The following is a 24,982-nucleotide window of genomic DNA, read 5'->3' as shown; positions in this document are numbered from 1 at the left end:
TTTCCTCTCCTTTATTTTATAGTGAATTTTTATAGCTGATTGAAAAAAGAACAAGTAGTAGATGCAGATTCTCGCCAAATTGTCGTATTCAAAATGTTGAGGAAGTACTACCTGTTCATAGAGCAATATAAGTTGTGGGCGTACCTTCACAATTATATTTGTTTGCTTATTAATCCCATGGGAAGGAGGAGAGACTAAAAGCAAGTAAGGTAGATTGATCATTCACGCATCGTAAATGATGCGTGAGGTTTTTCTTTTTTATTTACCTTTGTGAGCATATTATGAGGAAATGTTGAGAGTGTGTTTGTCCTGTTGAAAAAATGTTGAGAGTTTCTCAACAGTCTAAAATGCATATTGTTGACATGAAACCAAAAAGTGTTATATCGTATAAAATGAAACCAAAAGGTGTTACATTTTGGAGTTAAATAAAGGAGAGAGAAAATGAAACAAAAAGATATGGTACAAGATATTGTACAGACCGCTATTTTTCATGCGCCAATTCAAAAAGTATGGGATAAAGTATCTACTGCTGAAGGGGTTGCCACTTGGTTTATGCCAAATAACCTTGAACCAAAGGTAGGACATGAATTTCATGTACAATCGCCTTTTGGACCATCAACGTGTAAAGTATTAGAAATTGATGAACCGAATCGTTTCGTTTTTTCATGGGATACAGATGGTTGGATTGTTTCGTTTATTTTGAAAGACTTAGGAGATAAAACAGAATTTACTCTTATTCATAGTGGATGGAAACAACCTGAGGAGACAATTGCAAAAGCAAATGAAAAAGTATCTGTTATTCGTGATAGAATGGCTGGTGGCTGGGTAGCGATTGTAAATGAAAAACTGAAAAAGGTTGTTGAAGGATAAATGTCTTCCTCAGCGGCAAAATATGATGTATTTCAAGCAATTGCTGACCCAACACGCCGAGAAGTCCTTCGTTTACTAACTGAAGAAGAGTTGCCAATTTCGAAAATAGCTGCTCACTTTTCGATAAGCCGAACAGCTGTGGTAAAGCATCTTCATATTCTTTCAGAGGCAAATTTAGTAAGTGGAAGGAAGAGCGGACGAGAAAAAATATATTGTTTGCATCCGGAACCGTTAGCTGAAATACGTGAATGGCTCTCGTATTATGAACAATTTTGGAATAACAAATTGTCCATGCTGAAATATATAGTTGAAAATGAAGAGTAAAAAAAGAGGATGACCGCGGAAGGACATCCTCGCTTTATTATTCACTTGTTTGCGGAGCTGGTTTTAATAGAAGCCAACCAATAATGAATGTAAACACCGCCAATATGAAAGTGCCCATATAAATAACGTGTACACTAGAAGCTAATGCTTCCTGTGACTTTGTTATTATATTTGTTGCTCCCCCGTGTCCACCTGAGACGAGATTAACGCTTTGCATTCCTTGTTTATGGATCATTGTATTAAAAATGGTTCCAAAGATAGCGGCTCCTAATGTTTGGCTAAATGTATTGATGAATGTATTTAAACCAACTGCTGTACCTCGTGTACGGGCAGGAACTGCTGCTTGGATTGTGACCATATAAATCGGTGTAATAAGCCCCATTCCTAAACCGAACAGCCCTACCGCTATATAAATAAGAAATGATGGTGAGTGAGTTGATAACGTAAATAATAGGAATGTAGCAACGGATAAGATGCTAGCTCCAATTAAAATGATTTGTTTCGTTTGTAACTTACCAACTAAATTGCCAGAAAAAATGGAGCCGAATGTCCATAAAACAGGAATTGGCATTAAAATAAGTCCAGCTTCTGTTGCATTTTTTCCTAATACACCTTGGCTCCAAATCGGAAGGTACATCGTAATACTAATAATCATTGCACCTGCAATAAGTGTTAATAGGTTTACAGTTGATAATGTGCGGTTCGAAAAAAGTGTTAAAGGAATTAATGGTTCAGGAGATTTCTTTTCCACAAATAAGAAAAGAATAAATGCAATAGCGGCACCGATTAGTAGGCCGATAATCGTGATATCTCCCCAGTTTTGCTTACTACTTCCTGTTAAAAGTGCGTATAGTAAAGCGATTGTACCTAGTGAAAAAATCGTTGCCCCAGCGTAATCGATATGATGTTTTGCTGATTGAACAGATTCTTTGTAGGAAATTACAATCATGAAGCAGGCAAGAATTCCAAATGGCACATTTAAGAAGAAAATATAGCGCCAAGAAAGGGAATCTACTAAAAAGCCTCCCACTAATGGCCCAACAACACCAGAAACGCCCCAAACAGCACTCATCCAACCTTGTGCTTTTGCACGCTCTTTTGCCTCACTATATAAGTCTCCAATAATTGTCATCGTAATTGGCATAACGGCGCCAGCTCCGATACCTTGAAGCGCACGAAAAATAATTAATTGTTCCATTGATGTAACAATTCCGCAAAGCGCAGAACCGATTAAGAAAATTGTTGCACCAATAAGAAGTACTTTCTTTCTACCAAATAAGTCTGCTAGCTTTCCGTAAATTGGCGTGGAAACTGCTGTTGCTAACATATAAATGGCATATACCCAGCTAACAAGTTCGACGCCGGATAAGTCGCTTGTTATGCGGGGGATAGCTGTACTGACAATCGTTCCTTCCACAGCGGAAAGAAACGTCATTAACATTAAAGATATCATGACTTTTTTTCTCATATGTTTTCCCCTTTGTTACAATTATTCAACATTATAAAATATAAAGGTACTAAGCTATAGAAAGCAACAAAAAAGAAACAGGAAGTCTGTTTCTTTTTTGCTAAAGAGAGCTAGCTTATCGGTAATTTGACAAAGAATATCCGTGTACTTGATGATAAAAGACGGCGTTCCTTAATGCATGTTTCTTTCTAGAATGGCGCGTTGTCCTGCTGTCATTCCAGCAATTCGACCGGTAACGAGGGCAGATGTAATATTGTAGCCACCTGTATATCCGTGAATATCAAGAATTTCTCCGCAAAAATAAAGACCGTTCATTAATTTTGAAGCCATTTCTTTCGGATAAATTTCTTTAACGGAAACACCACCACCTGTCACAAATGCTTTTTCAATAGGTTGCGTCCCATTTACTGTAAAGGTGAACTCTTTAAATTCTTTTGCAAGTGCTCGGATTTTTTCGTGAGATACTTGCCCTGCTTGCTGACTCCCATCAATTTCATTGCGCTCTAATAAAAATAAGAAGTATCGTTCTGGTACGAAACCTTTTAGCACATTTTTGATGCCCTTTTTCGGTTCTTCCTTAATTTGTTTCATCATGCGCTGGAAGAGTTGTTCATTATTTTCATCAGGTAATGCATCGATGCTCATTTGAATGTTATTTGTTTTAAATTTTTTCAGTGCTTTTACAACAAACTGGCTACAGCGAAGAGCGGCCGGTCCAGAGATACCAAAATGTGTAAATAACATATCCATTTTATGAGAGATAATTGTCTTTCCTTTCGGATTTAAAACGCTAAGGTTGACATCGCGAAGTGCAAGACCTTGCAGCGTACGATCCTGAATGAATGGTTCATTTGAAAGAATAGGTACTTCTGTTGGAAAGAGTTCGGTAATAGTATGGCCTGCTTTATTGGCCCAAGCATACCCATCTCCAGTTGAGCCGGTATGAGGAACGGATTTTCCGCCCACAGCAATAACAACATGGTTTGTTTCTAATATTTCTCCTGTTTTCAGAACGACAGCTTTCGTTTGACCATTTTCATATTCAACGGTTTCAACAGGTGTATCTGTACGAGTTTTCACACCTAATTCTTTTAATCGTGCTAATAAAGCATCGACAACAGACTGCGCTTTATTGGAGGCAGGGAACATGCGTCCGTGATCTTCTTCTTTCAGTTTGACGCCAAGATTTTCGAAGAATGTAATAATATCTTCATTATTAAAGATAGAAAAAGCACTGTATAAAAAGCGTCCGTTTCCTGGAATATGCTTAACAATTTCATCAAGTGGCAAACGGTTTGTTACATTGCAACGTCCACCGCCAGAAATTGCAAGTTTGCGCCCTAATTTATTTCCTTTATCAAGAAGTAAGACGCGTGCGCCTTCTTCAGCAGCGCCAATTGCCGCCATCAGTCCAGAAGGGCCTCCTCCGATGACAATAACATCATAATGCATAATAATCGACCTCATTTTCTACATTTCCTGCCTAAAAGAATAGCATGTTTTTATCGAAAAGAAAAATACAGTGAGATGATGTTTCAACGAAGATTGTGGTACAATACAAAGGTTAGAGTTCAGCGTTATCATATGTAGGAGGATTTATTTATGTCCGATTCAAAATTTCTGCGCGGAACGCTTATTGTGACGTTAGGGACATTTCTCGTAAAGTTCTTAGGCATGATTTATGTCTTTCCATTTCATGCATTAGTAGGCACAGAAGGCGGAACGCTCTATACATATGGATATATTCCATATACAATCTTTTTAAGTATCGCAACGGCAGGGGTGCCGCTTGCAGTTTCAAAATTTGTTTCCAAATACAATGCGCTTGGCGATTATAAAACAAGTAGACGAATGTTCCGCTCGGGAATGGTTATGATGATTGTAACAGGCCTGCTTTCGTTCTTAGTTCTCTATATAAGCGCACCTTTATTTGCCGAAGCAATGCTTGGTAAACAAAGTATACACAGTAGTGTAGAAGAGGTTACAACGATTATTCGTCTTGTAAGTTTTGCACTTATTGTTGTACCAGCAGCAAGTTTAATTCGTGGTTATTTTCAAGGGCATCAATCAATGGGCCCAACGACAATTTCGCAAATTATTGAACAAATTATCCGCATCGTTTTCTTATTAGTGGGTAGTTTCATTGTTATTAAAATAATAGGTGGATCTGTGGCGACAGCGGTTGGTGTAGCGACTTTTGCAGCATTTGTTTCCGCTGTTGGAGCACTTGGTGTACTGATATGGTACTGGTTGAAACGTAAAAAACATCTTGATCAATATTTAATTGAACAAACAGTGCCGGAATCAACGGTAAGTACGGTTCAATTGTTTAAAGAATTATTTGCTTATGCGATTCCATATGTCGTAATTGGATTAACAATTCCTTTATATCAACAAATTGATACATTGACATTTAATGCGATTATGCAGGCAATTGGACAAGGAGATATTGCAGAACGAGCACTTGGGATTTTTACAATGTGGACGCACAAATTAATTATGATTCCTGTTTCACTTGCGACAGCTTTTAGCTTAACGCTTGTGCCGGCAATCACGAAATCATTTACGGAAAAACAATTCCGCTATTTAAAACTACAGATTACACAAACATTTCAAGCAAACATGTTTTTAACATTACCGGCAGTTGTGGGGATTTCGATACTTGCATATCCAATTTACACTGCATTTTATGAGGCGGATCCGCTTGGTGGACAAGTGTTAATGTGGTACGCACCAGTTGCATTACTCTTTGCCTTATTTACAGTAACAGCAGCAATTTTACAAGGGATTAACCAGCAAAAGCATGCAATTATTGCCCTTGCGATGGGTGTTATCTTGAAGTTTTTATGCAATGTCATTTTTATTCGCTACTTCGGAACCGTTGGAGCTATTTTAGCAACAGGTGTAGGGTTCTTAGCTTCCATTTTGTATACAAACAAACAAATTCGAAGATATGCACATTACTCATTTGACGTTGTCTATAAAAGAACGTTTCAAATTGCAGTGTTAACACTTGTGATGGTTGTCGTTGTGAAACTATCACAAGGAATTCTCTCCTTTATCATTTCATCTGAAAGTCGTATGGGAGCGCTTATTACTACTATAATTTGTGCATGTATTGGTGGACTTGTTTATGGATATTTAGCGATTCGTACAGGTGTACTTGAAAGAGTATTTGGCGGGGAAGCATTAGAAAAGATTCAACGTAAACTTGGCAGTAAATTAAAAATAAAAATGAAATCAAAAGGGGCGTAAATAGCGTCCCTTTTCTATGATAAATAAAGAAGGTGATCGAATGCGATTAGATAAATTATTAGCAAATATGGGATATGGAAGTAGGAAAGAAGTAAAAAAATTATTGAAAGACGGCGTTGTAAAGATTGATGGAAAACCAGTCAAAGATGCAAAGTTTCATGTGAATATAGAAGAACAAGAAGTTACGATTTATGGTGAAGTTGTTGAATATAAAGAGTTTGTTTATTTAATGATGCATAAACCACAAGGGGTCATTTCTGCAACAGAAGATGACCATCATGAAACGGTTGTTGATCTACTGGAATTTGAAGATGCAATCTTTAATCCGTTTCCAGTTGGAAGACTTGATATTGATACAGAAGGTTTGCTGTTATTAACAAATGACGGAAAGTTGACGCATCAGCTCCTATCACCGAAAAAGCATGTGCCGAAAAAATATTATGCACATATAGAAGGGGTAGTTACAGAAAAAGATGTGGAAGACTTTGCAAAAGGTGTTATTTTAGATGATGGCTATGAAACAAAGCCTGGCGAACTAACAATTTTAAACAGCGATGATATATCTGAAATTGAGCTTGTAATTACAGAAGGTAAATTCCATCAAGTAAAGCGCATGTTTGAAGCTGTTGGAAAAAAAGTTGTCTACTTGAAGAGAGTAGAGATGGGACCTTTAATGCTAGATGAGGAATTAGAACTTGGGCAATACCGTGAGTTGACAGATGAAGAGGTTGAAATGTTAAAAATGTATCAAGTGCAACACGAAAATCAAGAGTGATACCGATTTCAAGGTGCAGAAAGAACCCCTTTCTAAATGAATAGAAAGGGGTATGTATTTATTTTACATATAATTGTTTTCGTTATGAGGTCATTCTCACTTTCTTTCCTGTCGTTGTCCACTTACCGCGGCAAGGGCTATACACGAGTTCATTAAACTGCAACACGTTCAGATCGCGTTGTATAGTTCGCGGTGTAATCCCGAACTCATCTACAAGGTCTTTCGTCGTTACCGTACCATTTTCATTGATGTACATATAAATCGATTTAATGCGTGTTAGCATACGAGTAGTTGTAGGTTTCAAGAGAAAACCACTCCTCTACTAGTTTTTTTGACCCCATTCAGGAAAGAAGGTCGTTACTACCATTGTACTCCACATGACAAAATTCATGCTTTAACTTACTTAAATTTTACAAAAGTTTAACAAATAATAAAATAGAAAAATATTGGTAGTTGACATTCTATATCTCTATGGTCAACTACGAATAACTTTCTACGTAAAACGTCAAATTCCTGCAAATTTTTTTAGAAAAATAAAAGAAAAACTAATAAGAAATATCTGAAATATTACAATTGTTCGTTATTCATTCTCTCTTTATTGATATAAGAGATTTGTGTTTGCTATGATGAAAGAAAGAATAGAGAAGAAGGTGAAGACGTAATGTCAGCAATTCATTGGATGAAAGAAGTTGAGAAACGCAAGAATGACTTAATTCGTGATACGCAGCAATTCTTGCAAATCAAAAGTGTTTTAGATGAAGAAAGTGCGAGAGAAGGCGCACCGTTTGGTGAAGGTGTAGCGAAGGCACTATCTTTCATGTTACATAAGGGAGAAGAAGAAGGATTTACTTCGAAAAATGTAGAAGGATATGCAGGGCATCTGGAAATGGGACAAGGGGAAGAGTTAGTTGGTATTCTATGTCATGTTGATGTTGTGCCGGAAGGAGATAGCTGGACAACTCCTGCGTATAGCGCTAATATTCGTGATGGTAAGATTTTTGCACGCGGGGCAATGGATGATAAGGGCCCAACAATGGCAGCTTACTATGCAATGAAAATTGTAAAAGAACTAGGATTACCGCTTTCTAAGCGCGTTCGTATGATTTTAGGAACAGATGAAGAAAGCGATTGGCAATGTGTAGAACATTATTTTAAGAAGGAAGAAATGCCAACAATTAGTTTTGTGCCAGATGCGGATTTCCCAATTATTAATGCTGAAAAAGGAATTTCTGATATACAAATTGTACAAAATGTTGAGAAAGCAAAAGGAGGAGAGTATGAGCTTATTTCATTCTCTGCTGGCCGCCGTTTAAATATGGTACCTGATTTTGCTGAAGCGAAAATTAAGACTGAAACAGGAAGTACACTTGTAGAGGAGTATGAACAATATTTACAATCGGTTCAGAAACTGGGTAAGAAGTCGATTGAAGGAAATATTATCACATTACAAATAGAGGGTGTATCAGCTCACGGTTCTACTCCTGAAAAAGGAGAGAATGCAGGGTTGTTACTAGCTCAATTTTTACAAACGATAGAACTTGCTGAAAAAGGAGCTTCTTTTATTTCTTTTATTGCAGAAACATTTATCGATGATACACGGGGAGAAAAAGCAGGAATTGCCTATGAAGATGAAATTAGCGGACCTTTAACAGTGAACGTCGGTCGTTTTTCGTTTGCAGAAGAAGAGGGCGGAACTTTAGGAATAAATATACGTTATCCTGTCACAACCCAATTTGAAGAGACAATTGATCGATTAAAAGAATATGTACGTACAAAAGGATTTAAAATAGCAAACTATTCGAATTCTCATCCGCATCATGTTGATAAAGATCATGTATTAATTCGTACATTACAGCGCGTATATGAGGAACAAACAGGTGAAAAGGCTGAACTATTAGCGATTGGTGGCGGTACATATGCCCGCGCATTGCAAGCTGGTGTAGCGTTTGGACCGCTATTCCCTGGAAAAGAAGATCTTGCCCATCAAAAAGATGAGTATATTGAAATTGAAGATTTATTAAAAGCAACAGCCATTTATGCACAAGCTATTTATGAATTAGCAAAATAAAACAAGTTGTAGTCTTACGAGGTAACCGCCCTTCATTTGGAGGGCGGGCTTCTTTTTAATAATTGAATGAGATAGGAAAGAAGAGCAACAATAATAAAAAGGAGAAGATAGAATATGGTACCACATTATTTTATAGCAGTTACGTTACCGCATGATATAAAAGAACGATTGGCAAATTATAAGGAAGAAATGAACGATACGTTACCATTTCGCTCATGGGTACATAAAGAAGACTATCATATTACACTTGCCTTTTTAGGCAGTGCAACGCAAGAGCAGTTACAAGAGATAAAAGGGGGATTGCATCTTCTTAAAAATGAACAGGAATTTTCGCTTTTATTACAAGGATTTTCTACCTTTGGTCTTCCAGAACGTCCACGTATATTTTGGGCTGGATTAGAAGAAAGTAAAGCGTTGCTTCATTTACAAAAGAAAGTGCATAGCATTTGTGAACGTAGTGGTTTTTCACTTGAAACGCGGCCCTTTCACCCGCATATTACGATTGCGCGTAAATGGATAGGAGAGGCGATGTTTCATATAGAGGATATAAAGGAATTAAAACCGGTATCATTTCCAGTGGATACTGTGACACTATATAGGTCGAATGTGAAAGATACACCTAAATATCATCCCGTTACAGAAATAAAATTGCAGAAATGTAATGTATGAAAACGTTTTTTTAGCAGGTGAATATACTTATAGAAATGAATGAATTGGTGTATGCATGATTACTCAATAGATGAATCTTTAATTTGGAGAATGATGGTGATTTTTTATGTTGAGAGTAGCACGTCCGTTTGAAGCTTATTTAGATGAAATGAATAAGATTACAATTTTACTCCCGCACACATATGGAACAAGCCAGACTTTTTCTTTAAAGGAAGAAAATGAAATGAGAGAGCTCTCCATTTTTAAAACGACTTTGCTTCCTAATGCAACGAAATATGAATGTTATACAGAAGAAGTATTAGATGTAGGAAAATATTATACAGTGCGGGATGAACGGGATACAGAAACTGATTTGCAAATTGGAGCCGTGATTCGCACAGCTGCTTTTGATGAAACATATTTTTACGAAGGAACAGATTTAGGAGCGAATTATAAAAAGGAAGAAACAGTTTTTAAAGTATGGGCTCCAACAGCAAGGTTTGCTAAGGTTCGAATTTATAAAGAGAATGCAGAGTATACAGATTATGAAATGAACCGAGGAGATCAGGGAGTTTGGTCTTGTATTCTTCAAGGAGACTTAGAAGGAGCGCAGTATACATTTCTCGTTTGTATTAACTTAGTATGGAATGAAGCGGTGGATCCGTATGCAAAATCGGTATCGGCAAATGGAAAATATGGAATTGTTATCAATATGGAAAAAGTCTCTGTCACAAAATATACATTGCCTAAGTTACCTTCATCTGTAGATGCCATACTATACGAAATGCATATTCGCGATATGACTATGCATCCAAATAGTGGCGTAAAGAGAAAAGGGATGTATAAAGGTCTTATGGAAGAAAATACAAAAGGAAAACACGGAACGCCAACGGCTTTCGCTCATGTAAAAGATTTAGGTGTTACGCATGTGGAAATATTGCCATTACATCATTTTGCAGGTGTAGATGAGATGGCCCCTTTTGCTGCATATAATTGGGGATATAATCCTCTCTATTACAATGTTCCGACAGGAGTGTATGCAACAAATCCGTCAGATCCATATAATCGCATGTTAGAGTGTAAACAATTGATTGAAACATTTCATAAGAATGGGATTCGCGTAATTATTGATGTTGTATACAACCATGTATATAAAAGAGAAACATCATCGTTTGAAAAACTTGTACCAGGTTATTATTTTCGACACGATAAAAATGGAATGCCGTCAAATGGAACTGGAGTTGGAAATGACTTAGCGTCTGAGCGAAAAATGATGAGGAAATTTATTATAGATTCTGTTTTATATTGGTTAACTGAATATAATGTTGATGGGTTTCGTTTTGATTTAATGGGGATTTTAGATGTAGAAACGATGAATCAAATTGAACAGGAAGTGCGAAAAAAGAAGCAAGATGCAATCTTATTAGGAGAGGGTTGGGATTTAAAAACACCGCTTGCAGTAGAAGAAAAAGCGATGTTACGTAATGCTAGTAAACTTCCGCATATTGCACAATTTAATGATCAATTTCGTGATTGGGTAAAAGGGAGCACTTTCGACGTAAGGAAAAGAGGTTTTGCATTTGGAGGGCAAGTGGAAGAAAGTGACTTACAATATGTACTGCAAGGGAGTCTGTCCAGTGTAAAAGAACAAGGTCTTTTTTTGGAACCGACTCAAAGTGTAAACTATGTGGAATGTCATGATAATATGACGATGTGGGATAAACTTGTACGCAGTAATCAAGAAGCGGAAGTGATTTTAAAGCGTCGTCATCGTTTAGCCACAGCGATGGTTCTTTTCTCACAAGGGATTCCGTTTTTACATGCAGGGCAAGAATTTTATCGTTCGAAAAAAGGGAATGAAAATAGTTATAATGCGCCAGACGAGATTAATCAAATGGATTGGACTCAAAAAGAGAAAGAATTGGCGACTGTTGATTATATAAAAGGATTAATCGCAATAAGGAAAGAGCATGGTGCATTTCGTTTTCAATCAGCTGACTTCATTCAAAAACATATGAAATTCTTTCCAACACCTTCTTCTGTCATTGCATATCATTTACAAAATGTAGAATCATTTGGCCCATGGAAAGAAATTATCGTTTTATTTCATAATGGTCTACAAATAGAAAAAGTTATACTCCCAAAACAAGAAACATGGCACGTATTTGCAAACGAGAATGAAGCGAAAGTGCAAGCAATTTCTTCATTTGAAGGAAGGGAACTGCAAATGGCGCCTATTAGCACGTATATATTGGTGAAAATGTGACAAATCGCTACTTGACGATGAGAATGTAATAAATGTAGAATTGACAAAGGTGACGATTTGAATAAGTTGTCATTCTTATATAGGTTTTGTAAAATAAAGTAAAAGAATAAACGGTTTGTCCGTATCTTGGCTCATGCCAAGTTTTCTTTTTCTTGCATTCAACTACAGTACAATATATGAATCCACAACATGTTAAGATGTTGCGGATTTTCTTTTCATAATTATAAAAGATAAGGATTTGTTAACGGGTAATGGATATGGAATGGTTGGAACAATTATTAGGAAAAGAGTGGAGTCTTATACCGGCTGGTGGAGTAACAGGCGATGCGTATATTGCGCAAAATGGACAACAAAAGCTGTTTTTAAAGCGGAATACATCGCCCTTTTTAGCGGTATTATCAGCAGAGGGAATTGTTCCAAAATTACTTTGGACAAGAAGGATAACGAATGGTGATGTAATTTCAGCTCAAAAGTGGCTACCAGGTAAAAAGTTAGAGCCAGAGGATATGAAATTAGAACGTGTTGCAAAACTTTTAAAGAAAATACATTCCTCCAAAGCGCTTGTGCAGATGATCCAACGGCTTGGGAAACAGCCGCTTCATGCGCAGGAGTTATTGCAGCAATTGTATTTTGTTTTAAGAGGAGATATAAAGGAAAGCCAAACAATTAAAGCGGGGCTTCAATATTTGAAAGGCTCATTATATGATATTGAATATGATGAGTTTGTCGTATGTCATTGTGATGTGAATCATAATAATTGGCTATTATCGGATGAAGATGAGTTATTCTTAATTGATTGGGATGGGGCTGTTATTGCAGATCCTGCTCTCGATCTTGGAATGCTTTTATATTGGTATGTGCCGCGCGAACAATGGGATGAATGGTTAGCCTACTATAGCATTGAAAAGACGGATTCGTTACTTCGTCGTATGAAGTGGTATGTAGTAGCACAAACTATTTTATCTATTCAATGGCATATAGCAAAAAAACAGCAAGCAGAAGCTGAATATTGGCATCAATATTTACAGCAACTACTCGCTGAATAGTAAAAAGTTAAGAAAAATTGTCCATTCCAGCAATCCACTCAGTAAGTTGTGCTTGATTATTGGAAATATGATTGTCCAAATCAGAAGAATATTTACCCGATTGACTATAATAATATACATCGTTTAACATTGCTTTTGCATCTGCGCTGATGTTGTCATTTGCAAGCAATGATTGAATGAGACGTTCTAACTGTTCACACTCTGCAACTGTTCCGCAGCAATCACTTTGATGATTGATTAAAATATCTTTTAAAATTTCTAACTGATGCTGTTGATTAATCGGCATGATCGGATCATCCTTTCGATTGTTGTTCTTATTTGAACAAATTCAAGAAAGCACTGTTTCGTTTATGCTCTATATAGTTTTTGTCAAAATGGCACATCTTATACTTGAAAGAAACGGACCGAGTGCTCGTACGTACTTGGTTTTTTATTTGACAGTCTACTGAGAAAAGAAAGAAGGAAAAAATAGTCTAATAAAGAGAGGGAAACATCTATGCGTTTAAGACATAAACCGTATGCAATGGATCGCATTAAAGAATATTCACAATTTGTAATTGGAAATCCTGAGGAGCATCGCGGCAATTGGAAAGAAGTTTTTGGAAATGATCATCCGATTCATATTGAAGTAGGGACAGGACGCGGACGCTTTGTTTATGAAATGGCAAAAGCGAATCCGGATATTAACTACATCGGAATTGAAAAGTTTACGAGTGTTATTGTAGATGCTCTTGATAAGTTAATTGAAGAAGAATTACCAAATTTAAAGTTAATCAATAAGGATGCGGAAGATTTAACAGTTTTCTTTACAAAAGGTGAAATTGAGCGAGTGTATTTAAATTTCTCCGACCCATGGCCGAAGAAACGTCATGCCAAGCGTCGTTTAACATATAAAACATTTTTACGCAATTATGAAGAAGTGTTAGTCAAGGATGGAGAAATTCACTTTAAAACAGATAATCAAGCTTTATTCGAATACTCTCTTATGAGTATGGCTGAATACGGCATGTTATTTACATTCTTAAGTCTCGATCTTCATAATAGTGACTTTGAAGGAAATATTATGACAGAGTATGAAGAAAAATTCTCTAGTAAAGGTCATCGTATTTATCGAGTAGAAGCAAAATATCGTACGGAGCCTGTGCAGTAAAGCACAGGTTTTTTTGAAAGGTAAATAGTCTGAATTTTATGTTAAAATGAAATAAGAAAAGGAGGAAGTGTAATGGAAGTTTTACGAATTGGAAACATAAAAGTAACTTGGTTGCGTGGTGGAAATACTCATTTAGATGGCGGGGCAATGTTTGGAGTCGTCCCGAAAGTGCTTTGGTCTCGCAAATATGAGCATAATGAAACAAACCAAATTTATTTGCGAACGGATCCGTTACTTGTACAAACGAAAGAAGGGAATATTCTTATTGATTCAGGAATTGGAAACGAAAAAATGAGTGAAAAAATGAAGCGAAATCAAGGGGTAACAGAAGAGTCATCTGTTCATGAGTCGTTAGTACGTACCGGGCTTTATCCGGAAGATATTCATTATATTTTAATGACGCACCTTCATTTTGACCATGCGTCTGGGCTGACAAAGTGGGAAAACGGGCAGCTTGTTCCAATGTTTCCGAACGCTAAAATTTATGTGTCACATATAGAGTGGAATGAAATGAGAAATCCAAATATAAGATCGCGAAATACATATTGGAAGGAAAATTGGGAGCCTATTGCAAAGCAAGTCGTTACTTTTAAAGAAGAAATTCAAATTACAAGTGAGATACAAATGATTCATACTGGCGGACATAGTGATGGTCATGCTGTCATTGTTTTAGAAAGTATGGGAGAGATGATGCTTCATTTAGCGGATTTATTACCGACTCACGCGCATCAAAATGTTCTTTGGGTCATGGCATATGATGATTACCCAATGACGTCGATTGAACAGAAGCAAAAATGGATGAAGTATGGAACGGAGAGAAATGCGTGGTTTACTTTCTACCATGATGCCTATTATCGCGCTGTGAAATGGGATGAAGAAGGAAAGATCGTTCAAAAGTTAGAGAGAAAAGAGAGTATTGAAGCATAAATAGAGTAGAAAAGAGAGGAGGACAAAGTCTTTTCGCTATATCCTCTCTTTTTTATACATGCAAAAATGATAGAATTTCATCACATACTTAGGCAGCAGTGACTTCTAAAATTGTACCCGTTTTCGCATCTACTAAAAATTCAAATCGTTCTTGTATATCGTTTAAAATGGTTGTGAGACCACCGCGATACACTTCGTATGCGACATCATATTTTTCAAACGTCTCTGGAACCATATGTACCCAAGAGCCAGTAACTTCACCTTTATGACGTAATGCTTGCTTCACCATTTTCAATGCTTTTTCGGAAGAGATATGGGATTGTTCTTGAACTTTGTTTGCAACAAGATAACCAGCTGCAAAACCAACGCCAAGACCAGCTATTAAACCTTTCCAGTTCATATGCTCACCTCAATTCTATAAAATAGTGTATCAATGATAATTATAATTCAATTTTAATGAAAAAAGAAGAAACTAGAAACATTTTGAAAATTTCGTTACAATAAATAAGGTATTCTACTAAGGGTTGAAAGAAGGGAACTTCATGAATAAAGAGACATTAGAGCTATTTCGTACATTAACAGAACTACAAGGAGCATCAGGCTTTGAGCATGATGTACGTCGCTTTATGAAGCAAGAATTAAGCAAATATGCAGATGAGATTGTTCAGGATGGTTTAGGTAGTATATTTGGACTGAAAAAAGGAGACGAGAATGGTCCCCGTGTACTGGTAGCAGGTCATATGGATGAAGTTGGCTTCATGGTAACACAAATTACGAAAAACGGGATGATCCGTTTTCAAACATTAGGTGGTTGGTGGAGCCAAGTATTACTAGCTCAGCGTGTACAGATTATGACAAAAAATGGCCCTATTGTTGGGGTGATTGGCTCTATTCCACCGCATTTATTAAGTGACGCGCAGCGTGCAAAACCAATGGATATTAAGAATATGTTAATTGATATTGGTGCTGACAGCTATGAAGAAGCACTTGAAATCGGTGTGAAACCAGGGCAACAAATTGTTCCAATTTGTCCGTTTACACCGATGGCAAATGAAAAGAAAATTATGGCGAAAGCTTGGGACAATCGTTATGGTTGTGGCTTGGCTATTGAATTATTAAAAGAATTAAAAGATGAAACTTTGCCAAATACATTATATTCTGGTGCAACTGTGCAAGAAGAAGTAGGGCTTCGTGGTGCACAAACAGCTGCGAATATGATTCAGCCGGATATTTTCTATGCGCTTGATGCAAGTCCAGCAAATGATGCATCTGGCGATAAAGAGCAGTTCGGTCAATTAGGAAAAGGGACGCTTCTTCGTATTTATGACCGCACAATGGTAACGCATCGCGGGATGCGTGAATTTATTTTAGATACAGCAGAAACACATAATATTCCGTATCAATATTTTATTTCACAAGGTGGCACAGATGCAGGACGTGTACATACAAGCAACTCCGGTATTCCATCAGCAGTAATCGGCGTTTGTGCTCGTTATATTCATACACATGCTTCCATTTTACATGTTGATGATTATGCGGCGGCAAAAGAATTATTGATAAAGCTTGTTAAAGCAACAGATAAAACGACGCTAGAAACAATTAAAAATAATGCTTAAAAGAAAGGGCCAGTTTTGGCCTTTTCTTTTCGTATATACACAAATGAAAAAATCAACATACACTTATTTTTCATAACTGTGACACAGCTGTTTTGAAACGTAACATGACTATATAACTCGTTTTTAATAGAAGAGCCCTGTATCCTGTTATTTTAAGGTAGTAAGACTCCCGCCTCAAAATGCAGAGAGAAGTAAGGAAGGTAGGTGCGATAAGAAATGAATAGTGGAGGAACTATATGTCGAAAACATGGACAATAATTGGAATTGTCGCATCCATTATCGGTATACTATTTTTAGTGAATCTCAATATTTTTGAAGAAGAAGAAATAAAGGGTGCAGATATTCATGAAATCGTACAATTTATGGAAGATATGAAGCAAGGAAAATATGGTGAAATTACTGTAGTTCATCGATATTATGGAGGGAAATCTTCTTTAGCTAGCAATGCACCTAAAGAAGCAGATGGCTTGGTAATTTATCATTTGAAAGCGCAGTATGATAAAAAAACGAAGGAAAGTTGGATTGAAGTCATACCTGATTTGAGCCAATTTAAACAATCCGCGGATAACCCCGTTAATGTGATTTCTTCACCAGAGCAATGCGGATATATAAATTATAAGCAGGATTTAGAAAGAGATACAGGACAATATATGCTGACGGAATGTCGGCATAGATGGGAGTATGAATTGTAAGGAAAATCATACGATGTTTCACTCGAGCAAAGGGGTATATAGAAATAGAGGTGGAAGAGATGAAAATAGCAGTTGGATCGAAAAATCAAACAAAAGTAGGAGCTGTAGAGGAGGTATGGAAAGATGCGGACATTATCGCCATTTCTGCTTTGTCAGGAGTAGCGCCGCAGCCCTTTTCTGATGAGGAAACGATGCAAGGGGCAATGAATAGAGCGAAGCGAGCGGTAGAGGTAGTCCAAGCAGATATCGGCTTTGGATTAGAAGGCGGCGTGATGAAAACGGAGCACGGATTGTTTTTATGTAACTGGGGTGCTTTAGCGACGAGTACGGGGAAAGTGTTTGTTGCAGGAGGCGCTCGGATTAAGCTGCCGGATGATTTCCTTGCACCACTTGAAGCAGGAAAAGAATTAAGTGAAGTGATGGAAGAATTTGTGAAGCGAAAAGATATTCGAAGCCATGAAGGAGCAATCGGAATTTTTACAGACCATTACGTGGATCGTACAGCGTTATTTGTTCATGTTGTAAAGCTATTAATTGGACAATATAAGTATAATGAAAAGCAAGCATAAACCTTGCACAGCACACGATGTATGGTAGTATAAAAGAAAGATTATAGTATGAAACGATACACTTCGTTAGAGGAGGAAATATAGATGAAGTCATTAGAAAGTATGGAGCAATTTCAAGAGTTAAAAAATGAGGAAAACGTTATTTTTATGTTCTCAGCAGATTGGTGTCCAGACTGCCGTTTTATTGATCCATTTATGCCAGAAGTAGAAGAGACATACAGTAACTTTTCATTTTATTATGTAGATCGTGATGAGTTTATCGATCTTTGCGTGAAATTAGACGTATTTGGCATTCCAAGCTTTGTAGCGTACAATAAAGGCGAAGAGATTGGTCGCTATGTGAATAAAGATCGAAAAACACAAGAGCAAATCGAAGCGTTTATTGAAGGGTTAAAATAAAGCAATCTGTTAATAAAATTGTGAAATAACCTCTACCTTCGCGGGGAGGTTATTTTTTTGGAAGGGAGGAAAGCGAAATGAAAATGACAAATAAGAAGATGAAAGAAGAGTTAATGGAAAGGTTAGCTCGCCCAGAGTGGGTTTTTCATTATGATCGTGAAAAAGATGTGCTACGAATTGAGCAAAAAGATACGAAAAAAGGGATTAACGTTTCACTTCCAGGAGTTGTCGCAAAATGGGAAGTGAAAAAAGAAGCTGCAATTGAAGATGTTGTATATTACGTAACAGAAGCGTTGCTTGCTATGCATAAAGAAGAGAGTCAATCTGGGAAAATATTTCCGGTCATTCGGTCCACTTCTTTCCCGAAAGAAGCGGAAGAAGGAAATCCATTTATTATGACAGAGCATACAGCCGAAACACGCATTTATTACGCATTAGATTCCAATAAAACATACCGTTTAATAGATGAACGTTTGTTACAAAAATTAGGACTAACAGAACAGCAAGTGCGTGAAATGGCATTATTTAATGTTCGTTCATTAAATTATGAATTTAAACAAGATCAAGTTGCTGGAAACACATTTTATTTCTTGAACACAAATGATGGTTATGATGCGAGTCGTATTTTAAATGAATCGCTCTTACAATCTATGCGTGAAAAAATTTCAGGTGATATGGTAGTGGCTGTTCCGCATCAAGATGTGTTAATTATTGCTGATATCATGAACGAAATCGGTTATGATATTATTGCACAAATGACAATGAAGTTTTTTGCTGAAGGTCATGTTCCAATTACATCGCTTTCATTTATATATGAAGATGGTGAGTTTGAACCAATCTTTATTTTAGCGAAAAATCGGAAGAAGACGAATGGAAAAGAGAAAGGATGAACAAAGTGAACGTTTTTTATAACCTTGAAGGAATTGGAGATACATTAATTGTTGTCTTACAAGACATTGCTTTAGAGAACCGCACATTTGATCGCAAAGGAGATGTAGCGCGTATTTATGATCGTGAAAGCAATGTAACAGCAGGATTTAACATCTTCGGTGTTTCTTCTTATATGGAAATAAAAGAAACAGGGAATATTACTTTAACAAAAGAACTTGTTGAAAAAATTAACGAAATTTTAGCGAAGAACGGTTTTGAAGAAAAAGTAGAAGCAGATCTTTCACCAAAATTTGTTGTTGGTTATGTAGCAGAAAAAGAAAAACATCCAAATGCTGATAAATTAAGCATTTGTAAAGTTGAAGTTGGCACAGAAACATTACAAATTGTATGTGGTGCGCCAAACGTTGAGGCAGGACAAAAAGTAGTTGTTGCAAAAATTGGTGCTGTCATGCCAAGTGGCATGCTAATTAAACCAGCTGAATTACGCGGAATCCCATCTGCTGGTATGCTTTGCTCTGCTCGTGAATTAGAACTACCAGACGCACCACAAGAAAAAGGAATTCTTGTATTAGAAGATAGCTATGAAGTTGGACAAGAATTCAAGTTTTAATGGAGTGTAAAAGAAGGAGTCTATCGCCTGTATATAGTAGGTGATAGACTCCTTTTTCTTATTCATAAAAAGTTATCGGCGAAGCAGCCCCACTTATCGGCGTAAGATGAAAAATAACGGCGATTCGCCACGAAATATCGATTTACCAACAAATTACGACATATATAATTTTTTATGAATATATAAAAATAAACACTCAATCGTTTTCATCAGTGGCCTCATTATAGGGGACTATTTTTTGCTGAAGTGTCGCTATATTGTCACGCTTTCCTTTATAAAGTATATTGTGTTTCAAAACCAAATTAGTTAAAATTTAGAAAAACAAAAGGGGTTAGCGTACATGATGCAACAACCGAAAATAAAAGAACTTCTTGAGAGAATTGAAATTACAAAAAAGCATGACGTTGAAATTGATTCCTATGAAATTTATTTGTTTCATGAAAACGAAATAGAAAAAGGACAAATTGGTTATCGATATGATAAAAATAATCATTCACTTATAGGTGAGAATGAAGGGGAATGGAAAGAGAACTGGATTGTTATTGGTTATGAAACAGATATGGGGGATCCTATTTTTATAGATACAGATGATGCATTGTATCCAATTTATACAGCAAACAAAGGTGCTGAAATATGGGAACCAGTTTGTATAGCTGATAGTATAAATGAAATTATAAATCAACTTCAAGATAAATAAAGTACAAAAGAATGTAGAGAGCGTAAGCGATAAGCGGCAGTCTATTTATATAAGACTGCTATTTTTTATAAATTTTACAAAAGGTTTGGAATATGACTTGTCATATTAATGAGCGTAATTTTACCTGCACTTTTTGCCGAATGCTGATACAATAAAGAATGTTACTATTTAGTAGAAAGAGTGGTAAGCATGTTAGATTGGATGAAAAAGCTGTTTAACAAAGAGGAACATCAGGAAGAAAAAACAGCAGTGTTTAAAGAAGTATCGAAAAAAACTGAAAGTCAGCCCCAAATTCCTCGTGTAAACCACTACACTGAAGAAAGAGAAGCACAAATGGCAAGCCGAAATTTAGGTGTAAAATGCCGTTTTCCTTTAATACCAGATGGTGGATTGGATCAAGAGGATGTAGAAGCACCGTCAAGTTTTGAAGTGCAGCCTATTCATAGAGCTGTAAAAGCAGAAAGACATCGTCAAAGATATGTAGAACAAGAACCAACTTCTACATATACAGAATCAAAATTTGTGCATCAGTCAGAAGAAGTGCCAGAGCCGTTTGTTCAACCAACATCTGTACCAGTACAAGAAAATAATCGAAGACCATTTCGTCCAACAGAAATCATCTCTCCTATTTATGGACATCATCGTCCTTCAGTAGAAAAAAAGGTTGTACAAGAGGAAGAAAAGGAGAGAGAAGACCTTGAAATATCCGTTGAGGGGAAATCAGTTGTTGATGCTTGGTTAGAGAAGAAGGGATATACATTCTCCTATTTCTCCGAAGAACAAGCAGTACGTGATTTTCCTAAAGAAGAGGGAACAGTAGCGGATAATCAAGAAACGAGTAAACCAAAAGGAAAATCAGTTGTTGATGAGTGGTTAGAGAAAAATAGCTATGAAATAGAGCATCAAGCTTCTTTATTGGAAGAAAATTCAGATGACTTAATAGAACAGCAAACAGATGACTTTGAGTCAGAGCAACATGTAGTGGCGTTATTAGAGGATGATAGAAAAACTCTGCAATCAGAGGCAATAGATACGAAACACATAGAAGAACAAGATGAGAAAAAAGCTGCTGAAGAGGCAGTCATTATAAAGTCGGAAGAAGCACTTGTTGAAACGATTGTGATAGAAACAGAAAATTCTTCAGAAGAAGAATTTTTAGAAGAGGAAGTTTCAGCTTCAGAACCTACACAAATAGTTACAACTACGGAAGCAGAAGTGGAAATAGAAGCAGAAGCACTAGAGGAAACGGAAGTAGAAATAGAAGCAGAAGTGGAAATAGAAGCGGAAGCACCAGAGGAAGCAGAAATAGAAACAGAAGATGTGGCGCAATTACAAGAAGAATCTACTAAGGAAATAGAAAATACCACTGAATACGTTGCCCAGCAGGAAGCAATGGAATCTCAAGAGGATGAGAAACAAATTGCGTTAACTTCAGAAAGCCTTGAAAAGACGAAAAAAGATGTTCAAAGCTTTGCGAACACCTTAATTGAAGAAAGAGAAGAAACGCAATCTATATCAGAAGAAACACAGCCTGTTGTACAAACAGAAGAACCAAAACGTGAGAAAAAACGTCATGTACCATTTAATGTTGTTATGTTAAAACAAGATAGAAGAAAACTAATGGAAAAACATAGAGCAAGAATGAATGCAGTACAACAAGTAGAAAAAGTGCAGGTAGAAGAGAAACCAATGCAACAAGTAGAAAAAGTGCAGGTAGAAGAGAAACCAGTACAACAAGTAGAAAAAGTGCAGATAGAAGAGAAACCAATGCAACAAGTAGAAAAAGTGCAGGTAGAAGAGAAACCAGTGCAACAAGTAGAAAAAGTGCAAGTAGAAGAGAAACCAGTACAGCAAGTAGAAGAAGTGCAGGTAGAAGAGAAACCAGTGCAACAAGTAGAAGAAAAAGTGCAAGTAATTGAGCAATCTGTGCAACAAATAGCAACTGTACAACAAACGAAAAATGCTACAGCAAATTCTAGTGAAAAAGAGTATGTTGTAGCGAAAAGAGAAAATGATGTGCGTAATGTATTGCAAACACCTCCGGAATACATGATGCCGCCATTAACATTGCTCACGATTCCAGCGCAAACAACATTAGATAATACGGAATGGTTAGATGAACAAAAACAATTGCTAGATATGACGTTTAATAATTTCCATGTTGGGGCTCATGTTATCAATGTTTCACAAGGACCAGCGGTAACCCGTTTTGAAGTACAGCCTGATCCGGGTGTGAAAGTAAATAAAATCACAAATTTAAGTGATGATATTAAGTTAAGCTTGGCTGCAAAGGATATTCGAATCGAAGCGCCAATCCCAGGGAAAAGTGCGATTGGGATTGAAGTTCCAAATAAAGAAAGTAAGCCGGTCTTTTTAAGAGAAATTTTAAGAAGCCCAGTATTTACAAAGAGTGAGTCACCGCTTACGGTTGCACTAGGGCTTGATATTTCGGGAGCACCGATTGTAACGGATATTAGAAAGATGCCTCATGGATTAATTGCAGGTGCAACAGGGTCTGGGAAAAGTGTTTGTATTAATGCGATTTTAACGAGTATTTTATATAAGGCGAAACCTCATGAAGTGAAGCTCATGTTAATTGATCCAAAAATGGTTGAACTTGCACCATATAATTCTGTTCCGCATCTTGTAGCTCCTGTTATTACAGATGTAAAAGCTGCTACAGCGGCATTAAAATGGGCGGTTGATGAGATGGAACGACGCTATGAGCTGTTTGCACATGCGGGAGCTCGCGATTTAACTCGGTATAATACAATCGTAAGTGAAAGAGAAATTCCAGGTGAAACATTACCATATATTGTTATTGTTATTGATGAATTAGCAGACTTAATGATGGTGGCTCCTGGTGACGTAGAGGAAGCGATTTGTCGTATCGCTCAAAAAGCACGTGCTTGCGGTATTCATTTATTAGTTGCCACGCAGCGTCCATCTGTAGATGTTATTACTGGATTAATTAAATCTAATATTCCAACGCGCATTGCGTTCACTGTGTCATCTCAAGTTGATTCTCGTACGATTATTGATATTGGAGGCGCAGAAAAATTACTAGGGCGCGGTGATATGCTATTTTTAGGAAATGGTACATCTAAGCCAGTACGTGTGCAAGGTGTGTACGTATCGGATGATGAAATTGAAAAAACAGTTGAACATGTGAAAAAACAGATGAAACCAAATTACTTATTTAAGCAAGAAGATTTATTAGCGAAAACAGAACAACATGAAGCGGAAGACGAATTATTTTTTGATGCATGTCAATTTGTTGTAGAACAAGGGGGAGCTTCTACATCTTCTGTACAGAGAAAATTCCGTATCGGCTATAATCGCGCGGCACGTCTTATTGAAGAGATGGAGGCGCAAGGGATTATATCTGAAGCGAAGGGAACGAAACCGAGAGATGTCCTAATTTCAGAGGATGAATTTGCTGCTATGCAGGAAATTCATGTATAGGAAGCGGTTTTGCTGTATACTAAGAGAAAATGTTGGATAGTAAAGTAGGGAGTAAAACGACATGAAAGAAATCGAATTAAAATTAAAAGGTGAAATTAATCGATTAACAAATAAAACATTTAAATTTGATGAACGAGTTGGAGAAGGATGGTTCTCTGCTGTTTACTTTTTAAAAACTCGTGATATTATTCAAGAATTTCGTCCGAAAAGTGTTGTAACCATGCAATTTTTCCAAAAAGAGAATGCAGTGCTTTGTGGAACGGATGAGGTAATTGCATTGTTACAAACATTTGCGACACATCCAGAAGAGTTAGAAATTCATTCTTTAAAGGATGGGGACAAAATTAAGCCGTTTGAAACAGTTTTGACAATCACGGGACCTTATGAGTATTTTGGGTTTTTAGAAGGTGTAATCGATGGGATTTTAGCAAGGCGTACATCTGTAGCAACAAATGTATATAATGTTGTACAAGCTGCTCGTAGCGGTCAAAAAGAAAAACCTGTTATTTTTATGGGAGATCGTGATGATCATTACACACAGCAAGCTGGTGATGGATACGCAGCATACATCGGTGGTATGAGTGCACAGGCAACGCATGCAATGAATGAATGGTGGGGCAAAAGTGGAATGGGGACAATGCCGCATGCATTAATTCAAATGTTTAATGGAGATGTTGTTGAAGCTGCAAGAGCATATCATAAAAAGTTTCCAGAAGATGATCTCGTTGTACTAATTGACTATAACAATGATGTAATTACAGATGGTCTTCGTGTTGCACGTGAATTCGGTTCAGAATTAAAAGGTGTCCGTATTGATACATCACGTACAATGATTGATCAATATTTTATCCGTAATCCAGAAGTACTTGGAACATTTGACCCACGTGGTGTAAATCCATCGCTTGTTTTTGCACTGCGGAAGGCGCTTGATGAGGAAGGGTTCCAACATGTAGATATTGTTGTAACTGGTGGATTTGACGAGAAACGTATTCGTGAATTTGAAGCGCAAAATGTTCCAGTAGACTTATACGGAGTTGGCAGTAGCTTACTAAAAATGAATATCGGCTTTACTGGTGACAATGTAGAATTAAATGGAAAACCGGAAGCGAAAGCTGGGCGTAAATACCGTCCAAATCCGCGTCTTGAGCGCGTTCAATTAGAAAAAAGAGAAGAGAAATAAACAAGAAAAACTGATAGGTGATTGACCCTATCAGTTTTTCTGTTATCATAGTATAACGGCTTGTTT

General features: G+C 36.9%; 24 protein-coding genes. 19 read left to right on the top strand and 5 right to left on the bottom strand.

Annotation, left to right across the window (positions count from 1 at the left end):
• Nucleotides 1-441 precede the first annotated feature (441 nt).
• Both MR058_RS11650 and MR058_RS11645 read left to right on the top strand, forming a co-directional pair.
• A complete protein-coding gene (locus tag MR058_RS11650) occupies nt 442-870 on the top strand; it encodes an SRPBCC family protein (protein ID WP_242144187.1) in 429 nt (142 codons plus the stop codon).
• Complete coding sequence (locus tag MR058_RS11645; protein ID WP_242144186.1) at nt 871-1,194, top strand: ArsR/SmtB family transcription factor; 324 nt, start codon at nt 871-873, stop codon at nt 1,192-1,194. It begins immediately after the preceding gene.
• A gap of 37 nt (nt 1,195-1,231) precedes the next feature.
• Here the strand turns inward: MR058_RS11645 and MR058_RS11640 are convergent, their stop codons facing one another.
• Together MR058_RS11640 and MR058_RS11635 are read right to left on the bottom strand one after the other, a co-directional pair.
• Entirely contained in the window at nt 1,232-2,662 is a 1,431-nt protein-coding gene (locus tag MR058_RS11640) for an MDR family MFS transporter (RefSeq protein ID WP_242144185.1), read from the bottom strand.
• Between the two features lie 171 nt (nt 2,663-2,833).
• Nucleotides 2,834-4,114 carry a BaiN/RdsA family NAD(P)/FAD-dependent oxidoreductase gene (locus MR058_RS11635; protein WP_242144294.1) on the bottom strand — a complete coding sequence of 427 codons (1,281 nt, stop codon included), beginning with the start codon at nt 4,112-4,114 and terminating at the stop codon, nt 2,834-2,836.
• A 150-nt stretch (nt 4,115-4,264) separates the two neighbouring features.
• Between MR058_RS11635 and MR058_RS11630 the strand changes: the two genes are divergently transcribed.
• On the top strand, nt 4,265-5,917 hold the full coding sequence (locus tag MR058_RS11630) for a putative polysaccharide biosynthesis protein (RefSeq protein ID WP_242144184.1): 1,653 nt from the start codon (nt 4,265-4,267) through the stop codon (nt 5,915-5,917).
• 40 nt (nt 5,918-5,957) lie between these two features.
• Nucleotides 5,958-6,692 carry a pseudouridine synthase gene (locus MR058_RS11625; RefSeq protein WP_242144183.1) on the top strand — a complete coding sequence of 245 codons (735 nt, stop codon included), beginning with the start codon at nt 5,958-5,960 and terminating at the stop codon, nt 6,690-6,692.
• An 82-nt stretch (nt 6,693-6,774) separates the two neighbouring features.
• Here the strand turns inward: MR058_RS11625 and MR058_RS11620 are convergent, their stop codons facing one another.
• The gene (locus MR058_RS11620) at nt 6,775-6,996 is read right to left on the bottom strand and encodes a DeoR family transcriptional regulator (RefSeq protein ID WP_000805512.1); all 222 of its coding nucleotides are present in this window, start codon (nt 6,994-6,996) and stop codon (nt 6,775-6,777) included.
• A gap of 357 nt (nt 6,997-7,353) precedes the next feature.
• Here MR058_RS11620 and pepV point away from each other — a divergent pair, with 357 nt between their 5' ends.
• The 4 genes from pepV (at nt 7,354) to MR058_RS11600 (ending at nt 12,720) form a co-directional block, all read left to right on the top strand.
• Nucleotides 7,354-8,760: a dipeptidase PepV gene (gene pepV / locus MR058_RS11615; RefSeq protein WP_242144182.1), complete on the top strand. Its 1,407-nt coding sequence runs from the start codon at nt 7,354-7,356 to the stop codon at nt 8,758-8,760.
• A 114-nt stretch (nt 8,761-8,874) separates the two neighbouring features.
• On the top strand, nt 8,875-9,429 hold the full coding sequence (gene thpR, locus MR058_RS11610; protein ID WP_242144181.1) for an RNA 2',3'-cyclic phosphodiesterase: 555 nt from the start codon (nt 8,875-8,877) through the stop codon (nt 9,427-9,429).
• A 106-nt stretch (nt 9,430-9,535) separates the two neighbouring features.
• Nucleotides 9,536-11,674 (top strand): type I pullulanase, encoded by a 2,139-nt coding sequence (gene pulA / locus MR058_RS11605; protein WP_242144180.1) that lies wholly within the window; start codon nt 9,536-9,538, stop codon nt 11,672-11,674.
• 251 nt (nt 11,675-11,925) lie between these two features.
• Nucleotides 11,926-12,720: a phosphotransferase family protein gene (locus MR058_RS11600; protein WP_242144179.1), complete on the top strand. Its 795-nt coding sequence runs from the start codon at nt 11,926-11,928 to the stop codon at nt 12,718-12,720.
• 7 nt (nt 12,721-12,727) lie between these two features.
• Here the strand turns inward: MR058_RS11600 and MR058_RS11595 are convergent, their stop codons facing one another.
• On the bottom strand, nt 12,728-13,006 hold the full coding sequence (locus MR058_RS11595; RefSeq protein WP_242144178.1) for a YtzH-like family protein: 279 nt from the start codon (nt 13,004-13,006) through the stop codon (nt 12,728-12,730).
• Between the two features lie 210 nt (nt 13,007-13,216).
• On the opposite strand from MR058_RS11595, the gene trmB reads away from it, so the two are divergent.
• Both trmB and MR058_RS11585 read left to right on the top strand, forming a co-directional pair.
• Nucleotides 13,217-13,870: a tRNA (guanosine(46)-N7)-methyltransferase TrmB gene (gene trmB / locus MR058_RS11590; RefSeq protein ID WP_242144177.1), complete on the top strand. Its 654-nt coding sequence runs from the start codon at nt 13,217-13,219 to the stop codon at nt 13,868-13,870.
• A 72-nt stretch (nt 13,871-13,942) separates the two neighbouring features.
• Complete coding sequence (locus MR058_RS11585) at nt 13,943-14,797, top strand: YtnP family quorum-quenching lactonase (RefSeq protein WP_242144176.1); 855 nt, start codon at nt 13,943-13,945, stop codon at nt 14,795-14,797.
• Between the two features lie 88 nt (nt 14,798-14,885).
• Here MR058_RS11585 and MR058_RS11580 read toward each other — a convergent pair whose 3' ends face one another.
• Nucleotides 14,886-15,197: a PepSY domain-containing protein gene (locus MR058_RS11580; RefSeq protein WP_012095819.1), complete on the bottom strand. Its 312-nt coding sequence runs from the start codon at nt 15,195-15,197 to the stop codon at nt 14,886-14,888.
• A gap of 142 nt (nt 15,198-15,339) precedes the next feature.
• Between MR058_RS11580 and MR058_RS11575 the strand changes: the two genes are divergently transcribed.
• From MR058_RS11575 to MR058_RS11535, 9 genes are all read left to right on the top strand, one after another.
• Nucleotides 15,340-16,413, top strand: coding sequence for a M42 family metallopeptidase (locus tag MR058_RS11575; RefSeq protein WP_242144175.1), 1,074 nt, complete (start codon nt 15,340-15,342; stop codon nt 16,411-16,413).
• 236 nt (nt 16,414-16,649) lie between these two features.
• Nucleotides 16,650-17,105 carry a hypothetical protein gene (locus MR058_RS11570; RefSeq protein WP_242144174.1) on the top strand — a complete coding sequence of 152 codons (456 nt, stop codon included), beginning with the start codon at nt 16,650-16,652 and terminating at the stop codon, nt 17,103-17,105.
• A gap of 59 nt (nt 17,106-17,164) precedes the next feature.
• Nucleotides 17,165-17,674, top strand: coding sequence for a DUF84 family protein (locus MR058_RS11565; protein ID WP_242144173.1), 510 nt, complete (start codon nt 17,165-17,167; stop codon nt 17,672-17,674).
• A gap of 84 nt (nt 17,675-17,758) precedes the next feature.
• Entirely contained in the window at nt 17,759-18,073 is a 315-nt protein-coding gene (locus MR058_RS11560; RefSeq protein WP_242144172.1) for a thioredoxin family protein, read from the top strand.
• Nucleotides 18,074-18,150: 77 nt separating this feature from the next.
• A complete protein-coding gene (locus MR058_RS11555) occupies nt 18,151-18,963 on the top strand; it encodes a DUF1444 domain-containing protein (protein WP_242144171.1) in 813 nt (270 codons plus the stop codon).
• Nucleotides 18,960-19,574, top strand: coding sequence for a YtpR family tRNA-binding protein (ytpR, locus tag MR058_RS11550; RefSeq protein WP_242144170.1), 615 nt, complete (start codon nt 18,960-18,962; stop codon nt 19,572-19,574). The genes MR058_RS11555 and ytpR overlap by 4 nt, the downstream gene beginning before the upstream one ends.
• Nucleotides 19,575-19,914: 340 nt before the next feature.
• Nucleotides 19,915-20,271: a thiamine transporter gene (locus tag MR058_RS11545; protein ID WP_242144169.1), complete on the top strand. Its 357-nt coding sequence runs from the start codon at nt 19,915-19,917 to the stop codon at nt 20,269-20,271.
• A 189-nt stretch (nt 20,272-20,460) separates the two neighbouring features.
• Nucleotides 20,461-23,736, top strand: a complete 3,276-nt coding sequence (locus tag MR058_RS11540; protein ID WP_242144168.1) for a DNA translocase FtsK — start codon at nt 20,461-20,463, stop codon at nt 23,734-23,736.
• A gap of 61 nt (nt 23,737-23,797) precedes the next feature.
• The gene (locus MR058_RS11535) at nt 23,798-24,916 is read left to right on the top strand and encodes a nicotinate phosphoribosyltransferase (RefSeq protein WP_242144167.1); all 1,119 of its coding nucleotides are present in this window, start codon (nt 23,798-23,800) and stop codon (nt 24,914-24,916) included.
• The last annotated feature ends 66 nt before the right edge of the window (nt 24,917-24,982 follow it).

It is taken from the genome of Bacillus cereus group sp. BfR-BA-01430 (assembly GCF_022663115.1).
GTDB classification, from domain to species: domain Bacteria; phylum Bacillota; class Bacilli; order Bacillales; family Bacillaceae_G; genus Bacillus_A; species Bacillus_A cereus_BD.
Note: the sequence above shows the minus strand (reverse complement) of the source record. Positions and strands in the feature narration are given on the sequence as shown.